General features: G+C 60.5%; 19 protein-coding genes. 10 read left to right on the forward strand and 9 right to left on the reverse strand.

All coding sequences use genetic code 11. From position 1 onward, the window contains the following. The first annotated feature begins 144 nt into the window (after positions 1 to 144). Positions 145 to 2,268 (forward strand): hypothetical protein, encoded by a 2,124-nt coding sequence (locus Q0106_RS01915; protein ID WP_297608129.1) that lies wholly within the window; start codon positions 145 to 147, stop codon positions 2,266 to 2,268. 5 nt (positions 2,269 to 2,273) lie between these two features. On the opposite strand, the gene coaD is transcribed toward Q0106_RS01915, so the two are convergent. Then, complete coding sequence (gene coaD / locus Q0106_RS01920; RefSeq protein WP_297608133.1) at positions 2,274 to 2,756, reverse strand: pantetheine-phosphate adenylyltransferase; 483 nt, start codon at positions 2,754 to 2,756, stop codon at positions 2,274 to 2,276. Positions 2,757 to 2,759: 3 nt separating this feature from the next. Next, a complete protein-coding gene (locus Q0106_RS01925) occupies positions 2,760 to 3,389 on the reverse strand; it encodes an RsmD family RNA methyltransferase (protein ID WP_297608136.1) in 630 nt (209 codons plus the stop codon). Between the two features lie 92 nt (positions 3,390 to 3,481). On the opposite strand from Q0106_RS01925, the gene ftsY reads away from it, so the two are divergent. From ftsY to trmL, 6 genes are all read left to right on the forward strand, one after another. Beyond that, entirely contained in the window at positions 3,482 to 4,432 is a 951-nt protein-coding gene (gene ftsY / locus Q0106_RS01930; RefSeq protein ID WP_297608139.1) for a signal recognition particle-docking protein FtsY, read from the forward strand. A gap of 39 nt (positions 4,433 to 4,471) precedes the next feature. Then, positions 4,472 to 5,935, forward strand: coding sequence for a Ppx/GppA phosphatase family protein (locus tag Q0106_RS01935; protein WP_297608142.1), 1,464 nt, complete (start codon positions 4,472 to 4,474; stop codon positions 5,933 to 5,935). A 10-nt stretch (positions 5,936 to 5,945) separates the two neighbouring features. Continuing rightward, positions 5,946 to 6,620 carry an ATP-binding cassette domain-containing protein gene (locus Q0106_RS01940; RefSeq protein WP_297608145.1) on the forward strand — a complete coding sequence of 225 codons (675 nt, stop codon included), beginning with the start codon at positions 5,946 to 5,948 and terminating at the stop codon, positions 6,618 to 6,620. Positions 6,621 to 6,625: 5 nt separating this feature from the next. Next, entirely contained in the window at positions 6,626 to 7,516 is an 891-nt protein-coding gene (locus Q0106_RS01945) for a permease-like cell division protein FtsX (RefSeq protein WP_297608148.1), read from the forward strand. A 93-nt stretch (positions 7,517 to 7,609) separates the two neighbouring features. After that, positions 7,610 to 8,644, forward strand: coding sequence for an RNA polymerase sigma factor RpoH (rpoH, locus tag Q0106_RS01950; protein WP_297608151.1), 1,035 nt, complete (start codon positions 7,610 to 7,612; stop codon positions 8,642 to 8,644). Between the two features lie 26 nt (positions 8,645 to 8,670). After that, positions 8,671 to 9,141 (forward strand): tRNA (uridine(34)/cytosine(34)/5-carboxymethylaminomethyluridine(34)-2'-O)-methyltransferase TrmL, encoded by a 471-nt coding sequence (gene trmL / locus Q0106_RS01955; protein ID WP_297608154.1) that lies wholly within the window; start codon positions 8,671 to 8,673, stop codon positions 9,139 to 9,141. Positions 9,142 to 9,162: 21 nt separating this feature from the next. On the opposite strand, the gene Q0106_RS01960 is transcribed toward trmL, so the two are convergent. The 3 genes from Q0106_RS01960 to Q0106_RS01970 all read right to left on the reverse strand — a co-directional run bounded on the left by Q0106_RS01960 (position 9,163) and on the right by Q0106_RS01970 (position 11,115). Further along, entirely contained in the window at positions 9,163 to 9,822 is a 660-nt protein-coding gene (locus Q0106_RS01960; protein ID WP_139688245.1) for a response regulator transcription factor, read from the reverse strand. A gap of 235 nt (positions 9,823 to 10,057) precedes the next feature. Next, positions 10,058 to 10,597, reverse strand: a complete 540-nt coding sequence (gene secB / locus Q0106_RS01965) for a protein-export chaperone SecB (RefSeq protein WP_297608157.1) — start codon at positions 10,595 to 10,597, stop codon at positions 10,058 to 10,060. Positions 10,598 to 10,710: 113 nt separating this feature from the next. Beyond that, positions 10,711 to 11,115, reverse strand: coding sequence for a rhodanese-like domain-containing protein (locus Q0106_RS01970; RefSeq protein WP_139688247.1), 405 nt, complete (start codon positions 11,113 to 11,115; stop codon positions 10,711 to 10,713). A 119-nt stretch (positions 11,116 to 11,234) separates the two neighbouring features. On the opposite strand from Q0106_RS01970, the gene Q0106_RS01975 reads away from it, so the two are divergent. The 3 genes from Q0106_RS01975 to Q0106_RS01985 all read left to right on the forward strand — a co-directional run bounded on the left by Q0106_RS01975 (position 11,235) and on the right by Q0106_RS01985 (position 14,939). Then, complete coding sequence (locus Q0106_RS01975; RefSeq protein ID WP_297608160.1) at positions 11,235 to 12,476, forward strand: peptidoglycan DD-metalloendopeptidase family protein; 1,242 nt, start codon at positions 11,235 to 11,237, stop codon at positions 12,474 to 12,476. Between the two features lie 87 nt (positions 12,477 to 12,563). Then, positions 12,564 to 14,078: a S41 family peptidase gene (locus Q0106_RS01980; protein WP_297608163.1), complete on the forward strand. Its 1,515-nt coding sequence runs from the start codon at positions 12,564 to 12,566 to the stop codon at positions 14,076 to 14,078. 84 nt (positions 14,079 to 14,162) lie between these two features. Continuing rightward, a complete protein-coding gene (locus Q0106_RS01985) occupies positions 14,163 to 14,939 on the forward strand; it encodes a HesA/MoeB/ThiF family protein (RefSeq protein ID WP_366139461.1) in 777 nt (258 codons plus the stop codon). A gap of 62 nt (positions 14,940 to 15,001) precedes the next feature. Here the strand turns inward: Q0106_RS01985 and sppA are convergent, their stop codons facing one another. The 4 genes from sppA to Q0106_RS02005 all read right to left on the reverse strand — a co-directional run bounded on the left by sppA (position 15,002) and on the right by Q0106_RS02005 (position 19,249). After that, positions 15,002 to 16,810: a signal peptide peptidase SppA gene (gene sppA / locus Q0106_RS01990; protein ID WP_297608166.1), complete on the reverse strand. Its 1,809-nt coding sequence runs from the start codon at positions 16,808 to 16,810 to the stop codon at positions 15,002 to 15,004. An 8-nt stretch (positions 16,811 to 16,818) separates the two neighbouring features. After that, positions 16,819 to 17,478 carry an HAD-IA family hydrolase gene (locus Q0106_RS01995; RefSeq protein ID WP_297608169.1) on the reverse strand — a complete coding sequence of 220 codons (660 nt, stop codon included), beginning with the start codon at positions 17,476 to 17,478 and terminating at the stop codon, positions 16,819 to 16,821. Positions 17,479 to 17,609: 131 nt separating this feature from the next. Continuing rightward, positions 17,610 to 18,029, reverse strand: a complete 420-nt coding sequence (gene dksA / locus Q0106_RS02000; protein ID WP_139688251.1) for an RNA polymerase-binding protein DksA — start codon at positions 18,027 to 18,029, stop codon at positions 17,610 to 17,612. Positions 18,030 to 18,253: 224 nt separating this feature from the next. Then, on the reverse strand, positions 18,254 to 19,249 hold the full coding sequence (locus Q0106_RS02005; RefSeq protein WP_152157278.1) for a GTP-binding protein: 996 nt from the start codon (positions 19,247 to 19,249) through the stop codon (positions 18,254 to 18,256). Positions 19,250 to 19,328: the final 79 nt, after the last annotated feature.

A 19,328-nucleotide genomic window follows, 5' to 3' on the forward strand; every position in this document is an offset into this window, starting at 1 on the left:
TGAGCGCTTGATGAGAAAAGCCGGAGAGCACGCAAGTGTTCCCGGCTTTTTCTATTCATGGCCGAAGAAAACAGACTGCTCCCCAATGTGGCAGACTGTCGCCGAAATTCCATGCTTTCTTCCCGGCTTCCGCCCTCGAAATTTATGCGCTACATCCGCGTTCTGCTTGCAGTCTTCCTTTTCGCCGCAGTCATCGTTCTCATACTCGTGACCGCGCTTGCCTGGTGGATCACGCCGGATCGCGTCGGTCACCGGATTGCTGAAGCGCTCAACGCGCATCTCGCGCTCAATGCGGAGTTCCAGGGCCCCATCGAGATCAAGCGGCTGCCGGAGCTGCGCATCACGCTTCCCGCGGCAACGCTCACGCACTCAACTGACGGCTCTGCCGCCGGGCGCTTCGACGCCGCCGTCATCGAACTCAAGCCCTGGTCATTCTTCGCGGAATCTCCGCGCATCGACCACATTCTCGTCGACGGACTCTCCTATAACCCGAAGCCCGGCACGCCAGCGGCTTCAGAGGCCGTCAATCGGCTTTCCACGACGCTCTGGGACGTCGAGCTCATGGAACTTCGCAACAGCGCGATCGCTTTTGATGCCGGCGTCTTCGGCCCTGCTGAGGCCCGGCTTTCCGCAATTCAGGCGCGCCTTGAAAACATCAGTGAAAAAGGCGGCGCAATACGGCTTGCCGGCATGCTCGAAAGCGCCTCCGTCTCAGGTTCAGCGTCCTTTGCCGGAATCCTGCGCTTTAAGGATGGTGCAGGCGACCTCCTCACGCGCATTGCGCTCGATTCACCCGCCGTCACGCTCGACGGTCTGTGGAACCGCAAGAGCGTGCACGCGGAAGTGCGCGCAAAGTCCGTTGCGCCTACAGGTTCAGGCTGGCAGATCGAGTCGCCGGACGCCAGAACCGTTTTTGCGAACGGCCCTGAAATTTCCGTCGCCGCCTCGTCAGCGCTTCTTTCCCCGGAAACTTTTGCGAGCGACCGGCTTTCGCTTGCCGCCGCTCTCAATACCCGCGACGGACAGTTCTCCGCCTCTGGAACGATGAAGGCAATGCATCGCTTCCAGCCTCAGAAAACGGAACTGAGCCAGATCGACCTCACGACGCGCTTTGCCCCGAAAGAAGCGGGCGGCGAAGCTACTGACAGCCGCCTCACCGGAAATGCGGCCTGGTCGGAAGACGGCGCCGCAGAGATCCGCCTCACCGGCACGCTCCTCGGCGCGGCGCTCTCCTTCAACGCCTCCTCAGCACCGGCAGAAACCGAAGATCACCGGCTCAGCCTCAATGGCGACCTCACGCTGGGCGAACTGTCGCCCGAACGGCTCGCGCAGCTTCCCTGGGATCTCGAATGGCTCTCGCTCATCAACTTCAGAGGCAATATTTCAATCGCCGGTCTTGGTCCCGTCTGGGGACTTTCCGACCTTTCCGCACATGCGGAACTCTTTAAGGGCGGCCTCATTCTTTCTGAAGGGAAAGGCGACTGGCTGGGCGGCAAAACAGACTTTGCCGCCATCCTGACGCCGGACGGCGCCTGGCATGCGAACATCAGGGCACGCGACGGCCGTGCGGAAAGCTGGTTCTCCGGCCAGAATCGTCCTGCCGCCATTTCAGGGCGAACGGATGCAACGCTCGCGCTCGCGGGCAGCGTTCAAACCCCTGAGAGCCCGGCAAAACTTCTGCAGGCGGACGGGACCGTCCGCATGACGTCCGGCGCTTTCTCGGGCTTCAACGTACCGCTCGCCTTCCGGATTCTTGCCGACGAAACGCCTGACGCCACGCCGCCCGAAGTGCGTCAGCCGCACTCCGTTTCCGCCTTTAATGAGCTCAGCTTCACGACGACAGTGAAGGACGGGCGGCTTCTACTCTCCGACGGCAAGGCAAGCGCCGAGGACTGGTCCGGCAGCTTTACGGGAGAAGCCTTGAGCGGCAACCTTCTCATTCATGCCGTCTTCCATGCGCCTGCCGCCGGAAAGCTCCCCGAACTCAGTCTGACGGCAAGCGCTCAGACAGGATTCGACCTGGTTCCCGTCTGGAGCGCGGAATGGGACAAAGCCGCTCAGGCCGTCGATCAGGCCCGCTCGGGAGAACCCATGACCCTCGACCGGCTCGGCCGCAGGGTTGAACGCGCCATCAAGGACTTCTGGCAGGGACTTGAGCTGCCGGACATCAAGATGCCGGAAATAGAGCTCCCCGACTGGAAGCTCCCGAAGATGCCCTGGGAAAAAGATGAGCCGGCGCCTCAGAAGCCTGCTTCACCCGCAATCTGATCCTGCTATCGCGCTGCGGCCGCCTTGAGAAGCGGCCAGATGCGCGGGTCGACGAAGCGCGAGGCATCCTCGCCCCCGAGGCGGGCGATTTCCCTCACAAAGGTGCCGCTCACAAACTGGAACTGGTCCGAGGGCGTAAGAAACACCGTCTCCACTTCGGGCATGAGCTGCCGGTTCATGCCCGCCATCTGGAATTCGTATTCGAAATCGCTCACGGCGCGGGCGCCGCGCACGATGACATGAACGCCGTGCGAGCGCACGAAATCCTTGAGGAGCCCGGTGAAAGGGAGCACCTCTACATTGTGATAGTCCGCGCAGACGAGCTTCGCGCAGTCAAAGCGCTCCTCGAGCGTGAGCAACGGGTGCTTTCCCACGCTCTGCGCTACGGCCACATAAACCTTTGCAAAAATGTTCGACGCCCGGCGCACGAGATCCTGGTGTCCGCTCGTCATCGGGTCGAAGGTTCCGGGATAAACCGCAATCGTCATTCCTTAATGCTCCTCACTGCGCTCCCGGCGCATGTTCTTTTTTGAAGGCTTCTCCTCGCGCGCGAGCCCGGCCATCAGGCTCTCTTTCCGCGCCAGAAGTTCGCAGTCTACCTGTCCTGCCGAAGTGCTTCTGAGCCGCACGAGCCCGAGTTCATCGAGGAGCGCCTCAGCGGTTCTCAGGCCCGCGCGCTCCACGTAAAGAATTCCCTCGTTCTTCAGCCGGGGGAGCGCCCTGCGGATTGCCTCGTCCTGGAGATTAAGCGCAAAGGGCGGATCGATGAAGATGACGTCGTAGCTTTCTGTCGTGCGGCCGAGGAACCCGAAGGCATCTTCTCTATGGACGCGCACGTTTTCTTCAGCACTAAGCCTCTCGACCGTCTGAAGAATGTTCCTTGCCTGAACCCTGTCAAGCTCCACCGCATCGAGGACAGCCATGCCGCGCGAGAGAGCCTCGAGTCCCAGAGCACCGGAGCCCGCGAAAAGGTCGAGCGCGCTGCGTCCTTCGAAAGTGCCGAAAAGGTGCCGCAGCCAGTCAAAAACGGTTTCCCTCACGCGCTCGGGCGTCGGCCTCAGGCCTCCGAGATCCGCAACCGCAAGCGGCGTGCGGCGCCACAAGCCGCCCACAAGGCGCACTTCCCCTGCTCGGCCACGCGAAGAGGTTGTTAAACTTACGAGATTCGAGCGCCCGCGCTCCTTTTTCGGATTTTTCATCGCTATCTATCAGTATGGGTTTTGGTTCTTCTGAAGGCTGGCTTTCCCGCCTGAAACGCGGCCTTTCGCGCACGCGCGTCAACATCGTCGGTCTTTTTTCCGGAGGCGTCGTTGACGACGACTTTCTCGAGGAACTCGAATACGCTCTGATCTCCGCCGATGTCGGCGTAGAGACCTCCACGCGTATCTTAGAGCGCCTTCGCGATGACATTAAGCTCAAGGGCCTCAAGACCCAGGATGAAGTCCGCCGGGCGCTGCGCGACGAACTTGAAAAAATACTCGCCCCGGCAGAAGGCACGCTCAATACGGATCAGGCAAAGCCCTGCGTCATCATGATGTGCGGCGTCAACGGCGCCGGCAAAACCACATCCATCGGCAAGCTTGCCAAGCGCTTTGCCGATGACGGCAAAAGCGTTCTGCTCGCAGCTGGCGATACCTTCCGCGCCGCCGCCAGGGAGCAGCTTGCCGTCTGGGGCGAACGCAACCGCGTGGAGGTCATCTCGCAGACCGGCGGCGACCCCGCCGCCGTCGTCTTTGATGCTGTTTCCGCAGGCCGCGCCCGCGGCATGGATGTCGTGATTGCCGACACTGCAGGGAGGCTTCCCACGCAGACCAATCTCATGGAGGAGCTCGGCCGCATCCGCCGCTCCCAGGAAAAGGCGATGGAGGGCGCTCCCCACGAGGTGATTCTTGTCGTCGACGGCACCAACGGCCAGAACGCGCTCGCGCAGGTTCGCGCATTTGATCTCTACGCGCATCTCACCGGCCTCATCGTCACCAAGCTTGACGGCACGGCCAAGGGCGGCGTCCTTGCCGCCATCACTGCGATGCGCGGCGAGAAGCCCCTGCCGATCTACTACATCGGCGTGGGAGAAAAACTTGAGGATCTGCAGCCCTTCAACGCTCACGAATTTGCAAGCGCACTGGTCGGACTCGATCCTCAGGACGACGTAAGCGGCAGCTGAAGATAGCCCCGTTACGCAAAAGCTTTCAAAGGACAAAACATGCTATTAGGTGCAGTGGATCTCGGCAGCAACAGCTTCCGCGTTGAAATCGGCCGCGTTGAAGGCGAACGCATCGTCACGCAGAGCTACTGGAAGGAAACCGTCCGGCTTGCCGGAGGCTTCGACAAGTCCGGAGCGCTTACGCCGGAAATTCAGGCCCGTGCGCTCGCTGCCCTTGCCCGCTTCAACGAGCGCCTCGCGGGGCTTCCTCCGGAACGCGTTCGCGCCGTCGGCACGCAGGCGATGCGCGTCGCGACGAATGCGCCCGACTTCCTGAGGAAAGCGCAGAACGTCCTGGGCTATCCGATCGACATCCTCTCGGGGCACGAGGAAGCGCGCCTTGTCTTCAAGGGCTGCGCGCAAACGCTTCCGCCTTCCGACAAGCGCCGTCTCGTGGTCGACATCGGCGGGGCGAGCACGGAGATGATCATTGGTCAGGGGCTTGACGCCAAGCGCTATGAAAGCTACCGCATCGGATGCGTCAATACTTCCATCCGCTTCTTCGCGGACGGACGCATCACGGCAAAGTCTCTCGAACGCGCCATCACGGCGTGCGCCGCGGAACTTGAGGAAAGCATGACCACCTTCGGCGCCGGAAATTACGACGAGGCCTACGGTTCCGCAGGCACCTTCGGCGCAGTAAGCGACATCTGCCGCGCTCTCGGATGGACCGACGGCGTTGTTCGTCCCGAGCACCTTGAGAAGCTTCGCCGGATGCTTCTCGACATGCGCGACATCAGCGAGATTTCATTCCCCGGACTCAAGGAAGACCGCCGGGAAGTCATTGCCGGCGGCATAGCCGTCCTAACGGCCGTCTACCGCGTACTCGGCATTGAGGAGATGCGGCCCGCGTCGGGCGCTCTCCGCGTCGGCCTCCTCTACGATCTTCTCGGGCGCGTATCGAACCGCGACACGCGCGACGTCTCCATTGAAACGCTCATGGAAGCCTCGCGACTTGACCGCGAGCAGGCGAGCCGGGTCGCCAACATCGCTCAGACGATATACGGCACGCTCAGTCCCGATGCTGACCCGGAGAAAGTACGCTACCTGCGCTGGGCGGCGCTCCTTCATGAATGCGGGATGATCATTTCTTCCTCGCGCTACCACAGGCACGGCCACTACATTGTGAGCAATGCCGACATGCCGGGGTTCAGCCGCCTTGAACAGGATCGCCTCGCCGCGCTTGTCCTTGCGCAAAGGGGCACGCTCAAGAAGGTTGAGGACAAGCTCGATACCCTCATTTCAACTGAGACCGTCCTGGCGCTCCGCCTGGCCGTCATTTTTGCGCACGCCCGCAAGGATGTCGCGCTCCCCGTGATGGATGCGAAGCGTACGGCCGGCGGCATCGAAATGCGGATGGAAGAAGTCTGGCTCAATGCCCATCCGCTCACGGACTACCTCCTGCGGGAGGAAACGGAATTCTGGAGCAAGATCGGACGCCATCTCTCCATCCAGAAATTCTGAAGGCCCACTTATGGCGGATGCTGCTCTTCTTGAACTTCGCCAGGCAAGCGTCATTTTCAATGGCGCGGCTGCCGTCGATCGCGTTTCGCTCTCTGTACGCAGGGGCGAATTCGTTGTCCTGCGCGGTGCGACAGGGAGCGGCAAAAGTACGGTTCTCAAGCTGCTCGCCGGTCTGGTGCAGCCGACCTCGGGAGAAGTCGTCGTTGCCGGCGACCGCGTCGACAGCTTCAGCGAAATGGAGCGCCGCTGGCTCAGACGCTCCATGGGACTCATGATGCAGGACGGCAGACTCCTCGAAGACCGCACCATCCACGAGAACGTCATGCTGCCGGCGCTTGCCGCTGAGGAATCCTATGCGGAAGCGCGCCGCAGAGCCTTTCTCGCGCTTGAAAAATGCGGCATCGGCGAACTCGCTCCCGCCCTGCCCGGCCGTCTTTCCGCCGGCGAAAAGCAGCTTGCGCTTCTCGCCCGTGCCGTCGTCAACCGCCCGGTGGTTATTCTCGCCGACGAGCCCGTAGCGCACCTCGATGAAGCCAATGCCCAGGCGCTCCTCGCGCTTCTCTCTGCCTTCGTGCGCGCCGGCGTTACGGTTGTAGCGGCAAGTCACGAGGCGCTTCCCGTTGCCGGCACTCCGGTGCGTGAAATCACGCTCGCCACGCCCGGCGCCGTTGAGGTTCGTCCATGAGCTTCATGACCCCCCGCCGATGGGCCTTTTCCGAGATGCTTCGCGGCCTGAAGCGCGACGGCTCGCGTTCGCTCCTGTCGCTTCTGCTTGCTGCGCTCGCGCTCTCGATACCGCTTTTCATCGCCCTCGTTTTTTACGGCCTCTCCGAGCCCCTGAGAAGTCTGCCCATGTCCGTTGAGCTCACGGTCTTTGCCAAGGACAAAGCGCCGATGGATAAGCTCGAGTCGGACGTGAAGGCCATGCCCTGGGTAGCCTCCACTCAGATCATTCCCCGGGATGAGGCGCTCAAGGGCCTCAATGAAAAGCTCGGGCTCCCCCAGAGAAGCGGCAGCAATCCGCTTCCGGACATTCTCATCGTGACGCTCTCGTCTGACGCGACCTCCGCAGAAATCGAGGATGTCGCCAAACGCATTGAAGCGCTTTCTTCGGTCGACTTCGTCCCCTATGAAGCGTCCTGGCACGAGAAGCTCCAGAGCGTGTCCCGCGCCGTATGGACCGGCCTCGGCTGCCTCGGCGCCGTGACGGCGCTCCTTGTCGTGCTTGTGCTCGAAACGGCCATCCGTCTCACGACGCTCGCGGCGGGATCTGAAATGCGCACGCTCTACCTGCTCGGCGCGACGCCCATTTTTGCCGTTCGCCCGTATGCCTGGAGAGGCTTCGTGCTGATGGGAGCAGCCGCCGGTCTGGCGCTGCTGCTCGCTCAGGCCGGCCTCATCGTCCTCAGCCCGGCGCTTAACGATGCCGCAGCGCTCTATGGCGGCGAACTGAAGATTTCCCTTCCGCCGCCCGTCTGGTGCTGGGGCTTTGCCGGAATCAGCGCCTTTATCGGCAGCCTCGTTGCCGCTCTCGCCGCCCTTTCAGCCTGGAGAGGCATCATCCGCGAATCCGGACGCTGACACGCTGTGTTGCACCTTTGCCGCGTGTGCGCCTGCCTGAAAGTGTTATCTTGAGGCGCATCACAGATCTCCTTCCCGGCTTTCCCTCGCCTCATGTCCAGTAAAAAAGCCTCTGCGGCCACTCATTCAGACGACATTTACGACATCGCCAGCGACGATGACTTTGCCATCGCCGATGACGCCGCGCCTGAGCGCGAACCGAAAAGCCTGCTGCCGGCGATCAAGCCTTCAGGCAGCCTCGTGCCTTATGAGCCCGCTCGCCTGCCTGTTCCTGCCGGAGGCCTGGGAACGCTCGACGCCTTCCTGCGCGCTGCGGAAAAAGCTCCCATGCTTTCAGCTGATGAAGAACGCTCGCTCGCGATTGATCTGCGCGATCATGACGACCTCGCCGCCGCGCAGAAGCTGGTGCTTTCTCACCTTCGCCTCGTCGTGTCCATCGCGCGCGGCTATCTCGGCTACGGGCTCCCCTATGCGGACCTCATCCAGGAAGGCAACATCGGCCTCATGAAGGCCATCCGCCGCTATGACCCGGACCGCGGCGCGCGGCTTATGACTTTTGCGCAGCACTGGATCCGTTCTGAAATTCAGGAATACATCATCAGGAACTGGCGCATCGTGAAGCTCGCAACAACGAAGAATCAGCGAAAGCTCTTCTTCAACCTCCGCCAGCTCAAGGAAGACAGTCAGGCGGCGCTCACCCACAATGAAGCCGAACGCATCGCGCTTACGCTCGACGTGAAGCCCAAAGAAGTCCTTGATATGGAGGAGCGCATGTACGGGCAGGAAGCCTCGCTCGATGCGCCTTCGGATTCCGACAGCGATGAAAGTTATTCCCCTTCGGACTGGCTTACCCGCAAGAGCGACGAACCTGAGGCCATGCTCGAAGAAGAGGACAAGCAGCGCCTCGAAGGCGAAGGTCTTCAGAAGGCGCTCGCTTCGCTTGACCCGAGAAGCCGCAGAGTGATTGAGGCGCGCTATCTCAATGTGGATGCGGAGGGGAACGCCAAGCCCGTCACGCTCCAGGCGCTTGCCCAAGAATTCAATATTTCCGCCGAACGCGTTCGGCAGATCGAAAAGCTTGCCATCAAGAAAATGCACGGCGAACTTGCCGGCGAAGATCCCTTTTGATATTCCCTGACTCTTCCAGAAATCCCATGTTCAACGTTGTGCTCGTTCACCCCGAGATCCCGCCCAACACCGGCAATGTCATACGCCTCTGCGCCAATACCGGGTGCGCCCTTCACCTCGTGCGCCCGCTCGGCTTTTCGCTCGAGGACAAGCACATGAAGCGCGCGGGACTCGATTACTGGGAGTATGCGACCCTCAAAATTCACGATTCCTTCGACGCATTCCTGGCGGCGGAAAAGCCGGACCCCAAGCGGATGTTCGCGATGACGACGAAAGGCTCGAGCATCTTTTCGTCTCTTTCCTTCAGACCCGGCGACTGGTTCGTTTTCGGCTCGGAAGGATCAGGGCTGCCCGAGGAAATACGGGCGCAATTTCCCGCCGGGCAGCGAATCCGCCTCCCGATGAGGCCCGACAACCGCTCGCTCAACCTCTCCAATGCCGTCGCAGTTACGGTTTTCGAAGCCTGGCGGCAGCAGGGCTATGCAGGAGGCGTCTGAAGCCTCCTGCCCGGGAGGAGATCAGAGTTCCTTGTCGATCTTGTGCTCGATTGCGTAGATCGCCGCCTGCACGCGAGAAGAAAGGTTGAGCTTTCTGAGAATGCTCTGCACGTGCACCTTGACGGTGGATTCGGCAAGGTTGAGCGCACGGGCGATTTCCTTATTGGAGACGCCCCGGGCGAGCCAGGCAAGCGTCTGGCGCTCGCGGCGCGTAAGCACCGCCGGATCCTGACCCTGCGCCGGACGGGTTCTTCCCGCCTCCGGGTCCGCAAGCCGGTTGACGAACTTCGTCATCATCTGCGGAGAAATCACGCTGTCGCCGTTATAAGCCGCACGAATGGAGCGGAGCAGGAAGTCCTGATCGATCTTCTTCAGGAGATAGCCGCGGGCGCCGAGCTTCAGGCACTCGCCGAGCGTTTCGCAGTCTTCGCTCACCGTCAGCATGAGAACGGCCAGGTCGGGATGCGTTTCGCGAATCTGCTCGAGCGCTTCGCGTCCGTTCATGCTCGGCATATCCACGTCAAGCAGCACCACATCCGCCTCAACCTGCTCAACGAGCTTGACGCCTTCTAGGCCGTCGCTCGCCTCGCCGACGACCTCAAAGTCGGGCTGACGCTGCAGGAGCGCCTTTACGCCGCTTCTGAAAAGCGTGTGATCGTCAATGAGCAGAATTCGAATCATTTTTTTCTTTCCCCTCTCGGAAGCATTCACCGCAGACTGCGGAAAATCCTTTTTGATGCAGTCAGTCCATTCTAGAGGAGCAGTCGGCATTAGGAATTCACCAAAAGTCGAGGTTTGCAGAAGAATTGAAAAAAAGACCGGCCGATCTTCTGTCGAATGGCTTCGACAACCGATCCGCCGGTCTCTCCTTCATGCCCGGATGCCTCGCGGCACCCGTCAGACTTCCGCGCGTCTATCAGTTCGCGGGCGTCTGATTGCGCTGGGCTTCAGCCTGCGCCTGAGCAAGACGCTGCTGATAGAGCACTTCAAAGTTCACTTCAGGCAGATGCACCGGCGGAACATTGGCGCGGGTCATCAGATCAGCGAGGTTGGCGCGCAGATAGGGGTAGACCATCGACGGGCAGAGAACGTTCGTGACGTGCTGGAGCGGCTCGGCCGGAATGCCGTGGATCGCGAAGATGCCGGACTGACGGCCTTCAACGAGGATGATCGCCTTGTCGCCGGCAGTCTTGACGGTGATCGTGCCGCGCACGGTCACATCGTAAAGATCCGTCTGAATGAGGTGCTGGCTCACTTCGAACTGGATGTCGACCTGCGGGGCCGCATCCTGCTGCTCCATGAGGATCTCGGGCGCATGCGGCATCTCGAGAGAGGCATCCTTCAGGTAGCAGCGCTGAAGCTGGAAGACCGGCTGGTCATCCTGGGCAGGCTGCTGATCCTGCGGCTGCTGGGCAGCTGCGGCGCCCTGGGGCTGCTCGTTTTCGTTTTCGGCCATTTTCTTTACCTTGATTGAGAATGACGAAGACCTTCAGAAGATCTCCGGAGTTTTCGGAGGACAGCGCCCGGAATCACGCGTGCGTTGCCTCTTCCTTATATGGGGACGAAATATCAATATTCAAGCGGAAGCTTGTCGCGCATCCAGCCGACAAGGCCGTCCTGAAGGAGGTAGACGTTGGGGTAGCCCACGCCGCGCAGAAGCTTCGCCGCGCCGGCCGCCATGCTGCCGGAATTATCCACGAGGAGAATCGTGCGCTCCTTCGGGATTTCATTCAGGCGCCCCTGAATGACATTGGCAGGGATATTGACTGAACGGGCGATGCGCACCTTGCGGAAGTCCTTGTCGGAACGGACGTCGATGACGAGCGCGTTCTGCTTGTTGATGAGCTGAACCGCCACTTCAGGCGTCACCATCGGACCATAACGGCGGCGATTGAAATACGGCATGGCAAGGGCACCGCCCGCGATGACCGCAATCAGAATAAGAAGCGTGTTCTGAAGAAGAAACTGAGACATTTCAAAAGAGATTGTCAGTGTGGCGTTATTGCCGCAAAAGTACAATTATAGAAGGGGCGGCCTCATGGCCGCTCTTGCCTTCTCTGCGATTTCCGAAGTTCCATTGAAGCCTGACTCCCATGCTCCGCGCTCTTTCGCTGTCACTCTTTCTTGCCGCCTCTGCAGGGCTTGTCCTCTGCGCTGAGGCGGCTCCTGCCGCCTCCGGCTCCGCCGCCACGGCCAAGCAGAAGGCGCGCGCGGAAAATCAGAAGGCTAACGTCGAAAAACAGCTCTCCGACATGCAGAAGCGCCTCTCGGAGCGCGAGGCCGCGAGCGAAGCCGCCAACGATGAGCTGAAGAAAGCCGATCAGGCTATTTCGGACGCCAACCGGCGCCTGAGGAGCCTCAAGGGCGAACGTGAAAAGGTAGAGGCCCGACTCGCAGAGCTTCGCAGCGACAGCCGGACGGTCGGACGGGACCTTTCGGGCGCGGAGAAGCTTCTTGAGGACATCGTCCGCGCCCAGTACATTCATTCTCAACGCCACTCCTGGCAGTCCCTGATCGAAGGCGGCAACCCCAACGAGCTCTCCCGCACGGCGGCGGAGCTGCGCTACCTTTCGATTGCTCAGGTGCGCGCGGCGGATGCGCTTGAAAAAGAACAGTCCCGCATTGAAACAGTTTCCGAGGAAACGCGCGCACGCCGCACTGAACTGCAGCGCATCGCGCGTGAAGAGGAGTCCAACCGGCGCGAGCTTCTCTCCGAAAAGCGCGATCGCCAGGAAGCCGTCAAGAAGCTCAGGCGCGACATTGAAACCCAGCAGGCAGCGATCGACAAGCTTAAAAAAGACCAGACGCGCCTCGAAAACCTCGTTGCCGACATTGACAAGCGCCTCGAGCGCGAGCGTGCGGCCGAGGAAGCCGCCAGGCAGCGCGAAGCCGCGCGGCAGGCAAAAGCCAGTGCGAAGCCCGTTGAGCCCCTCGCCTCAGGAAATTTCGCAAAGCTCAAGGGCCGCCTCACGAAGCCGGTTTCCGGACGCATTGCCGCCACGTTCGGCAGCCGCCGCACAGGGTCGGCCCTCTGGCAGGGACTGCTTTTCAGGGCGCCTGAAGGCGCGGAAGTTTCCGCCTGCGCATCCGGCCGCGTCGTCTTTTCCGACTGGCTGCGCGGCTACGGCAACCTCATCATCATCGATCACGGCAACACCTACATGTCGGTTTATGCCAATAATGAGTCCATTCTCAAAAACGTCGGCGACCGCGTGAAGGCGGGTGAAACCGTTGCCACCGTCGGCACTTCGGGCGCAAGCGATGAACCCGGGCTCTACTTTGAAATCCGTTACAAGGGCAAACCCATCAACCCTCAGCCGTGGCTTGCCAAATAAGCGAGAATTACCCGGCTGATGGTCCCCTTGAAGCGAGCAGCCCGCCCTTCGGAAGCTGCCGCTCAGAAGAAAACAGAAAAATCAAGCATGAAACTTCGTCTTCTTTCCCTTTTCGTTGCCGGCGCCTGTGCCGGCGTTCTCGCCAGCGTCGGCTTTCAGGCCTATGCAGAGAAAAATACGGCCGAAGGACTGCCGCTGCAGGAAATCCGCCAGTTTACGAGCGTCTTCAATGCCGTCAAGGACTACTACGTCGACGAAGTCAGCGATAAGGAGCTCCTTGAATTTGCGGTCGAAGGCATGGTGAGCGGTCTTGATCCGCACTCGAACTTTCTCGACCCCAAGGGGTTCGAGGACATGAATGAAGCCACGCACGGCGCTTTCGGCGGCCTCGGCATTGAGGTGACGAAGGATTCTGCCGGCGTGCGCGTGATTTCCCCCATCGACGACACGCCGGCGGCCCGGGCGGGCATCCGCGCGGGCGACATCATCACCAAAATCGACGGCGAGGCCACTGCGGACCTTCCGCTCGATGACGCGGTCAAGCTCATGCGCGGCGAACCCAAGACCAAGATTCGCCTTGAAGTCGCACGCAAGGGCGAAATGAAGCCCCTGCAGTTCACGCTCGAGCGCGCAATGATCAAAACGCAGTCCGTGCGCATGAAGGAACTTGCCGACGGCATCGGCTACATCCGCATTTCGCAGTTCCAGGAACGCACTGCGGAGGATCTTGCCGAGAACCTCAACAAGCTCGAGAAGTCCGGACACCTTAAGGGACTCGTGCTCGACCTGCGCAACGACCCGGGCGGACTTCTTCAGGCTGCCATCGGCGTCTGCGCGGCCTTCCTCCCGGCAAACGCCGACATCGTTTCGACGAAGGGCCGCACGCCGCAGTCCGACTACGTCTTCAAGGCCGTTGAATCCGACTACCGTTCCGGCAATGCCGTGAAGGCGCTCTCAGCGCTCACGCCGAAGGCGAAGACCGTTCCGATCGTCGTGCTCATCAATTCGTCCTCCGCCTCCGCATCAGAAATCGTTGCGGGCGCACTCCAGGACCACAAGCGCGCGACGATTCTCGGCGACCGCTCCTTCGGCAAGGGATCCGTGCAGACGATTCTTCCGATGACCTTCGGCGATAAAACGGTTGCCGTGAAGCTCACGACCGCACGCTACTACACGCCCTCCGGACGCTCCATCCAGGCGCGCGGCATTGAGCCTGATCTCTATGTCGACGACACGCCCAAGGGCAACTATCCGACCTTCCAGGTCCGCGAGGCGGATCTTGCGCATCACCTTGCCAACCAGCAGAAGAATGCCAAGGAAGAGGACAGCCTCCCCTATGACGACAACGACGCCGTGAAGTCCCCCGACTGGACGTATACATTCGGCGACGACAAGGACTGGCAGCTTACCCAGGCACTTAATCAGCTCAAGGGCGCCAAGGTCGAGCTCTCCAAATACCGCGGCCAGCCCGTATCGGTCGTGAAGAAGCTCCGCGAAGCTGAGCGCCAGAAGGAGAAAGCGAAGGAAGCCCTCGAGAAGAAGGCCGACGCCGCTCAAGCCACCGAAGCAGACAAGAAGACAGAAGAAAAACCTGCTCACTAACCTTTCGCCATTCATCAGGAAGAGCCGCACCGCCCCTATCGCGCGATGCGGCTCTTCCTTTCGGAACCAAGAGGATTGGCCCTTATGCCCATTACTGACAACGAGCGCTTCGACGCGCTTCGGGAACGCCTTTCGCGCCAGATGCTGATTTCCGGCTTCGGCGAGGAAGGCCAGAAAAAGATCATCGCCGCCCGCTTTCTCGTCATCGGCGCGGGCGGACTCGGCTCGCCCGCGCTCCTTTACCTCGCCTCGGCCGGCGCCTGCCACATCACCATCGTCGACCCCGATGAGGTGTCGGAAAACAATCTCTCGCGCCAGATCCTCCATGAAGGCGCCGCCATCGGCCTTAACAAGGCGCAGAACGCCGCACGGGAGCTCCGGCGCTGGAACCCGCAGATTGAGGCCAGGGCGGTTGCAAAGCGCATGATGAGCGAGGAAGACCTTGCGCCCCTCGTTAACGAGGCCGACATCGTGCTTGACTGCTCGGACAACCTCGCCACGCGGCAGCTCGTCAACCGCGTCTGTCTTGCAGAAAAGAAGCCTCTTGTCCTTGCAGCTGCCGTCAAGATGAGCGGACAGGTGACCGTCTTCGACTTCCGCGATCCCGATTCCCCCTGCTATCGGTGCCTCTTTGACGAAGACGACGCCGCCAATGATGAAAAAGCCTCGACCCTGGGCGTCTTCTCAGGCCTCACGGGCACGATAGGACTTCTGCAGGCGACGGAAGCGCTCAAGCTCGCCGCAGGCTTCGGCAAGCCCCTCGTGCGGCGGCTCCTCATAGTCGATCTTTTCGGCATGGAAATGACGGAACTGACCTATAAGCGCAGGAAAACATGCCCCTGCTGCGGGAAAGCGCATTAGGCCCCTTCAAGAGAAAGGCCGCCCTTCAGACGAAAAGCGGCCTTTTTTCTCTGCGCGGCTGATCAGATGCCTTCCGGCACGTCAGCCCATGCGAGCACGCGGCGGGACTTCAGGAGCGCCTCGAGCCGCTGCCACTCAGACTCTGAAGCCCCCGGCAGCAAAAGCAGTCTCATGGAAGCGCTCTTCGGAACCATGGCCAGGACTTCACCCGAAAGCTTCGCCACAAGCGCCGACATGCCGTCAGGCTCTGCATCAAAGTAGCGCACCGGCGCGTCGTCAGGAAGATCGGCCAGCTGACGCGCCACCTTGACCGCATCAGACAGGTCTCCCAGACTGTCGACAAGCCCGTGCTCGAGCGCCTGAGCGCCCGTCCAGACCCGGCCCTGAGCCACCTTTTCGATTTCGGCTTCCGTTTTCCCGCGATTGTTTGCGGCAAGAGCCTTGAAGCGGTCGTAAACACGCTCAACGCCGGAGCGCAGAATTGCGCTTTCCGCGGCATTGGGACGATGCAGAGGGGAGCCGAATTCCGCCAGCTCTCCGGTACGGTAGCCGTCCCGGCCGACATCAAATTCAGCAAGCAGTCCTTCCGCATCAGGGATCACCGAGAAAACGCCGATCGAGCCGGTAAGCGTCAGGGGATCCGCGATGATGCGCTCTGCGCCGAGACTGATCCAATAGCCTCCGGAAGCCGCCGCATCGCCCATGCTCGCCACCACATGGATGCCGCTTGCTCTTATGGCCGCAAGCTTCTCGCGAATCGCCTCCGCCGCAATGGCGTCTCCTCCCGGGCTCGAGATGCGCAGAACCAGAGCACGCGTGCCCGGAGTTTTGGCCGCCCGTTCAAGACGATCGCAAAGCTCTTCGGGCGAGATTCCCGAAGCGGCGCCCGAGCTGATCGTGCCTTCGGCAAAAACGACGGCGACGCCGCTGCCGGAAGCATCAGGAAGATCCGTCGCATTGAGGTAGTCAAGATAATCAATGCGCTTCAGCTTCGCCTTGTCTCCGCCTTCGGCAAAGCGCTTCGCGAGCTTCTCTTCAAATTCGTCTTCAGTCAGAAGATCCGTGACGAATCCGGAAGTTTTCAGAATCTCTGCCGGATCTTCGCCGTCGTTAAGCTTCGCGGGAAGCTCCCTGAGATATTTATCCACGGCTCCCGGCATCAGACCGCGGGCCTTTTCAATATCCCCCGCGAGTCCCTGCCAGGATGCATCCATCCAGCTCTTCTGAGCCTCAAGATTTTCCCTGGAAGGCGCATCGCTGGTGAAAATTTCCGGCGCGCTCTTGAAGACGCCCGCCTTATAGACGGAGACGCCGATGCCGACATGCTCAAGGAGCTTGCCCCAATAGAGATTTGCGCCAGAAAGTCCCCGCAGCATGACGAGCCCCATCGGATGAAGCGATATCTCATCGGCATGAACCGCCGCTGCATACTGTCCCTGGCTGAAGCTTTCCGACCAGGCATAAACCGGTCTCCCCGTCGCGCTCTTGAAGCGCTCAACGGCATTGCCGATCGTTCTCGCGGAAGCAAGGCCGATCCGGGCAAGGTCGCCCGTCACGATTTCCACGCCGGCGATATCCGGATCCATTGCCGCGCGGTCAAGCGCCTCCACCACGTCAATCAGCCGGGTCGACTCCGCTCCTTTGCCCGTGAACATCCTCATGTCTGCGGAAAGGAGCCTCATGGGATCCGACTCCACGACGGGCCCGCGCAGGTCGAGCACCATTACGGTTCGGGGACCGATAGCCGGCGCCTCCGGCTCCGACCAGTACCAGAGCGCGGCAGCGAGTATGAGGATTCCGTAAAAGACCACATTAAGGACAAGCCTGCGAAGAAAATCGAGGCATCGTCCGATCCAGCGTAAAAGTTGCATCGTTACTCTCAAATGCGCCCAATGCGGCGCAAAAGTTCTTCAACATCATGAACGACAAGATCGACGGCAGGATGCGCCATCGGCGCATTCCAGGGCATTCGCAGACCGGCATGGCGGCGTCTCATGCCGATGCACCAGACGGTCCGCATGCCGGCGAGCTTCGCCGCCCGGAGATTGAGGAGACTGTCGTCGATCAGAACCGCATCCCGGGGCCTGATGCCGAGCCGCGCCGCAAGCGCTCTCATCATGGCAACCGAAGGCTTCGGCCGCCAGTCGCCGAAGATCCTCATGTCCGAACTCGTCACCTCAAGATCAAAGAATCTCCTGAGTCCGATCGCGGGCAGAATCGCATCGGCATAGTTCCTCGGGCCGTTCGTCATCAGCACGCGTCTGCCGGGAAACTTCGACAAAACGGAGCGCATGGACTTCAGGCCCGCGAGATAAGGGGCATAGTCAAAATCGTGCACGGCAGGCAGAAACACTCTTGGATCCACGCCGTGACAGCGCCAGAGGCCGATGAAGGTCGACCCATAGGTGCGCCAGTAATGTTCGCGAAGAAAGTTGGCTTTCTCCGCGCTGAACCCCATGCGGCGGATGAGAAAGTCGTTCATGAGATCATGCACCTCATCGAGGATCCCTGCGGACGAGGCGAGGAGCGTATCGTCCATGTCGAAGATCCAGACGCTCGGATGAGAATGCAAAAACGGCACGGCGCCCGGTAAGCCGGGCTCAGTCCGTGCCGTCATGCATGGTGCGTAATCTCTGCGGCGTTCTTCAGGGAAACGTCGCGCGCGCACGATCAGTCTCCGTACATCTTCTGCTTGAGCTCGCGGCGCTGCTGAGCTTCAAGCGAAAGCGTGGCCGTCGGACGCGCCATCAGACGAGCCACGCCGATCGGATCGCCCGTTTCCTCGCAGTAGCCGTAATCGCCGTCGTCAATGCGCTTGATGGCAGCCTGCACCTTCTTGAGCAGCTTGCGTTCGCGGTCGCGGGTGCGCAGCTCAAGCGCATGCTCTTCTTCGATCGTCGCACGGTCTGCCGGATCCGGAACAACAGTCGTCTCGCGCAGATTGACCGTCGTCTGGTCGGCATTTGCGCGCAGCTCGCGCTCCATATCCGAAAGACGGCGACGGAAAAACTCAAGCTGCTCGTCGTTCATGTAGTCGTCATCCGACATCTTGAGGATTTCTTCCGCGGTAAGTCCCTTTTTGGTGCCCATGTTCTTATTTCCTGTGAATTCAGCCCCGATCCTTCAGGCTTTGTCGTTGAGCCGCCTCGCCGCATTACTAGCGAACGTTGGGAAACTTGACTTCAAATCTCCCGGCCTTCGGGATCAGTTCCTTAGGGTAGGGAAGCGTTATACCGAAAAAATCCCGCTTCTGCCACTCGAGAGAAGCGGGATTTTTTTGAGGAAATTCAGTAAATCTTTTTTACTGCTGAATCTCACGCCAGACAGGTGTCAAGTCCCTTGCGGATTGCCTCTTCCGGAAGGTTGCGCCCGATGAAGACCAGCTTCGAGAAAGGCTTGCGGTCGCCCCAGGGTCCGAGAACGTCTGAAACGGCGAGCATGTGTACGCCCTGGAAGACGACCCTGCGGTCGACGCCCTTAAAGTACAGAATGCCCTTGTAGCGCAGCATGTCCGGCCCGTAAACGCTCGTGAGCGACATGATGTAGCGTTCGAGCTTCATCGGGTCGAAGGGCTTTTCAGAGTCGTAGACGAAGGTATGAATGTCGTCATTGTGATGATGGTGATGGTGGTCGTCCACAAAGAAATTGGGATCCACATCGAGCACATCATTCATGTTGAAGCCCGCGATGTTGAGGACGACATCAACCGGGCAGTTGCCCATGTCGACGCGGCGGATGGGTGCGCGGGCATTCATGCCGCGAAGACGCGCTTCAAAGGCCTCGAGCTCCTCAGGGGTCACGAGATCGCACTTCGAGACGAGAATGCGGTCGGCGAAGCCCACCTGATCGCGGGCGTTGGCCTCTTCGTCAAGCGTCTTAGCGCCGTATTTGGCATCCACCACCGTGACGATGCCGTCAAGGCGGAAGAACGGCGCCACAGCGTCATCCATGAAGAAGGTCTGGGCAACGGGGCCGGGATTCGCCACGCCTGAGGTTTCGAGCACGACGTAGTCAAAGTCGATCTCGCCGCGCTCGCGCTTCAGGCGAAGGTTGGTAAGCACGCGCGAGAGATCGCCTCTGATCGTGCAGCAGACACAGCCGTTGTTCATGCTGACGATCTGCTCCTTCTGCTCGGTCACGATGAGATCGTTGTCGATATTTTCCGTACCGAACTCGTTTTCAATGATCGCGATCTTGAACTGATGATTTTCCTTGAGAATCCTGTTGAGCAGCGTCGTTTTCCCGGCGCCGAGGAAGCCCGTCAGAATGGTTACCGGGATTTCCGGTTCCTGTGGTTCTTCAACAACCATTTTCCTTATCCTCCAATGCCCTTAATGGAAAAAGGAGCGCGCTTCCTTTCCTCGCACGCTCCTCCTTCAGCTCAGGGAC

The organism is uncultured Sutterella sp. (genome assembly GCF_937923675.1).
Taxonomy (GTDB): domain Bacteria; phylum Pseudomonadota; class Gammaproteobacteria; order Burkholderiales; family Burkholderiaceae_F; genus Sutterella.

Coding starts and splice junctions, on each gene's coding strand:
- Q0106_RS01915 (WP_297608129.1), top strand. CDS start 145: ATGCGCTACATCCGCGTTCTGCTTGCAGTCTTCCTTTTCGCCGCAGTC.
- coaD (WP_297608133.1), bottom strand. CDS start 2,756: ATGACGATTGCGGTTTATCCCGGAACCTTCGACCCGATGACGAGCGGA.
- ftsY (WP_297608139.1), top strand. CDS start 3,482: ATGGGTTTTGGTTCTTCTGAAGGCTGGCTTTCCCGCCTGAAACGCGGC.
- Q0106_RS01935 (WP_297608142.1), top strand. CDS start 4,472: ATGCTATTAGGTGCAGTGGATCTCGGCAGCAACAGCTTCCGCGTTGAA.
- Q0106_RS01940 (WP_297608145.1), top strand. CDS start 5,946: ATGGCGGATGCTGCTCTTCTTGAACTTCGCCAGGCAAGCGTCATTTTC.
- Q0106_RS01945 (WP_297608148.1), top strand. CDS start 6,626: ATGACCCCCCGCCGATGGGCCTTTTCCGAGATGCTTCGCGGCCTGAAG.
- rpoH (WP_297608151.1), top strand. CDS start 7,610: ATGTCCAGTAAAAAAGCCTCTGCGGCCACTCATTCAGACGACATTTAC.
- trmL (WP_297608154.1), top strand. CDS start 8,671: ATGTTCAACGTTGTGCTCGTTCACCCCGAGATCCCGCCCAACACCGGC.
- Q0106_RS01960 (WP_139688245.1), bottom strand. CDS start 9,822: ATGATTCGAATTCTGCTCATTGACGATCACACGCTTTTCAGAAGCGGC.
- secB (WP_297608157.1), bottom strand. CDS start 10,597: ATGGCCGAAAACGAAAACGAGCAGCCCCAGGGCGCCGCAGCTGCCCAG.
- Q0106_RS01970 (WP_139688247.1), bottom strand. CDS start 11,115: ATGTCTCAGTTTCTTCTTCAGAACACGCTTCTTATTCTGATTGCGGTC.
- Q0106_RS01975 (WP_297608160.1), top strand. CDS start 11,235: ATGCTCCGCGCTCTTTCGCTGTCACTCTTTCTTGCCGCCTCTGCAGGG.
- Q0106_RS01980 (WP_297608163.1), top strand. CDS start 12,564: ATGAAACTTCGTCTTCTTTCCCTTTTCGTTGCCGGCGCCTGTGCCGGC.
- Q0106_RS01985 (WP_366139461.1), top strand. CDS start 14,163: ATGCCCATTACTGACAACGAGCGCTTCGACGCGCTTCGGGAACGCCTT.
- sppA (WP_297608166.1), bottom strand. CDS start 16,810: ATGCAACTTTTACGCTGGATCGGACGATGCCTCGATTTTCTTCGCAGG.
- Q0106_RS01995 (WP_297608169.1), bottom strand. CDS start 17,478: ATGGACGATACGCTCCTCGCCTCGTCCGCAGGGATCCTCGATGAGGTG.
- dksA (WP_139688251.1), bottom strand. CDS start 18,029: ATGGGCACCAAAAAGGGACTTACCGCGGAAGAAATCCTCAAGATGTCG.
- Q0106_RS02005 (WP_152157278.1), bottom strand. CDS start 19,249: ATGGTTGTTGAAGAACCACAGGAACCGGAAATCCCGGTAACCATTCTG.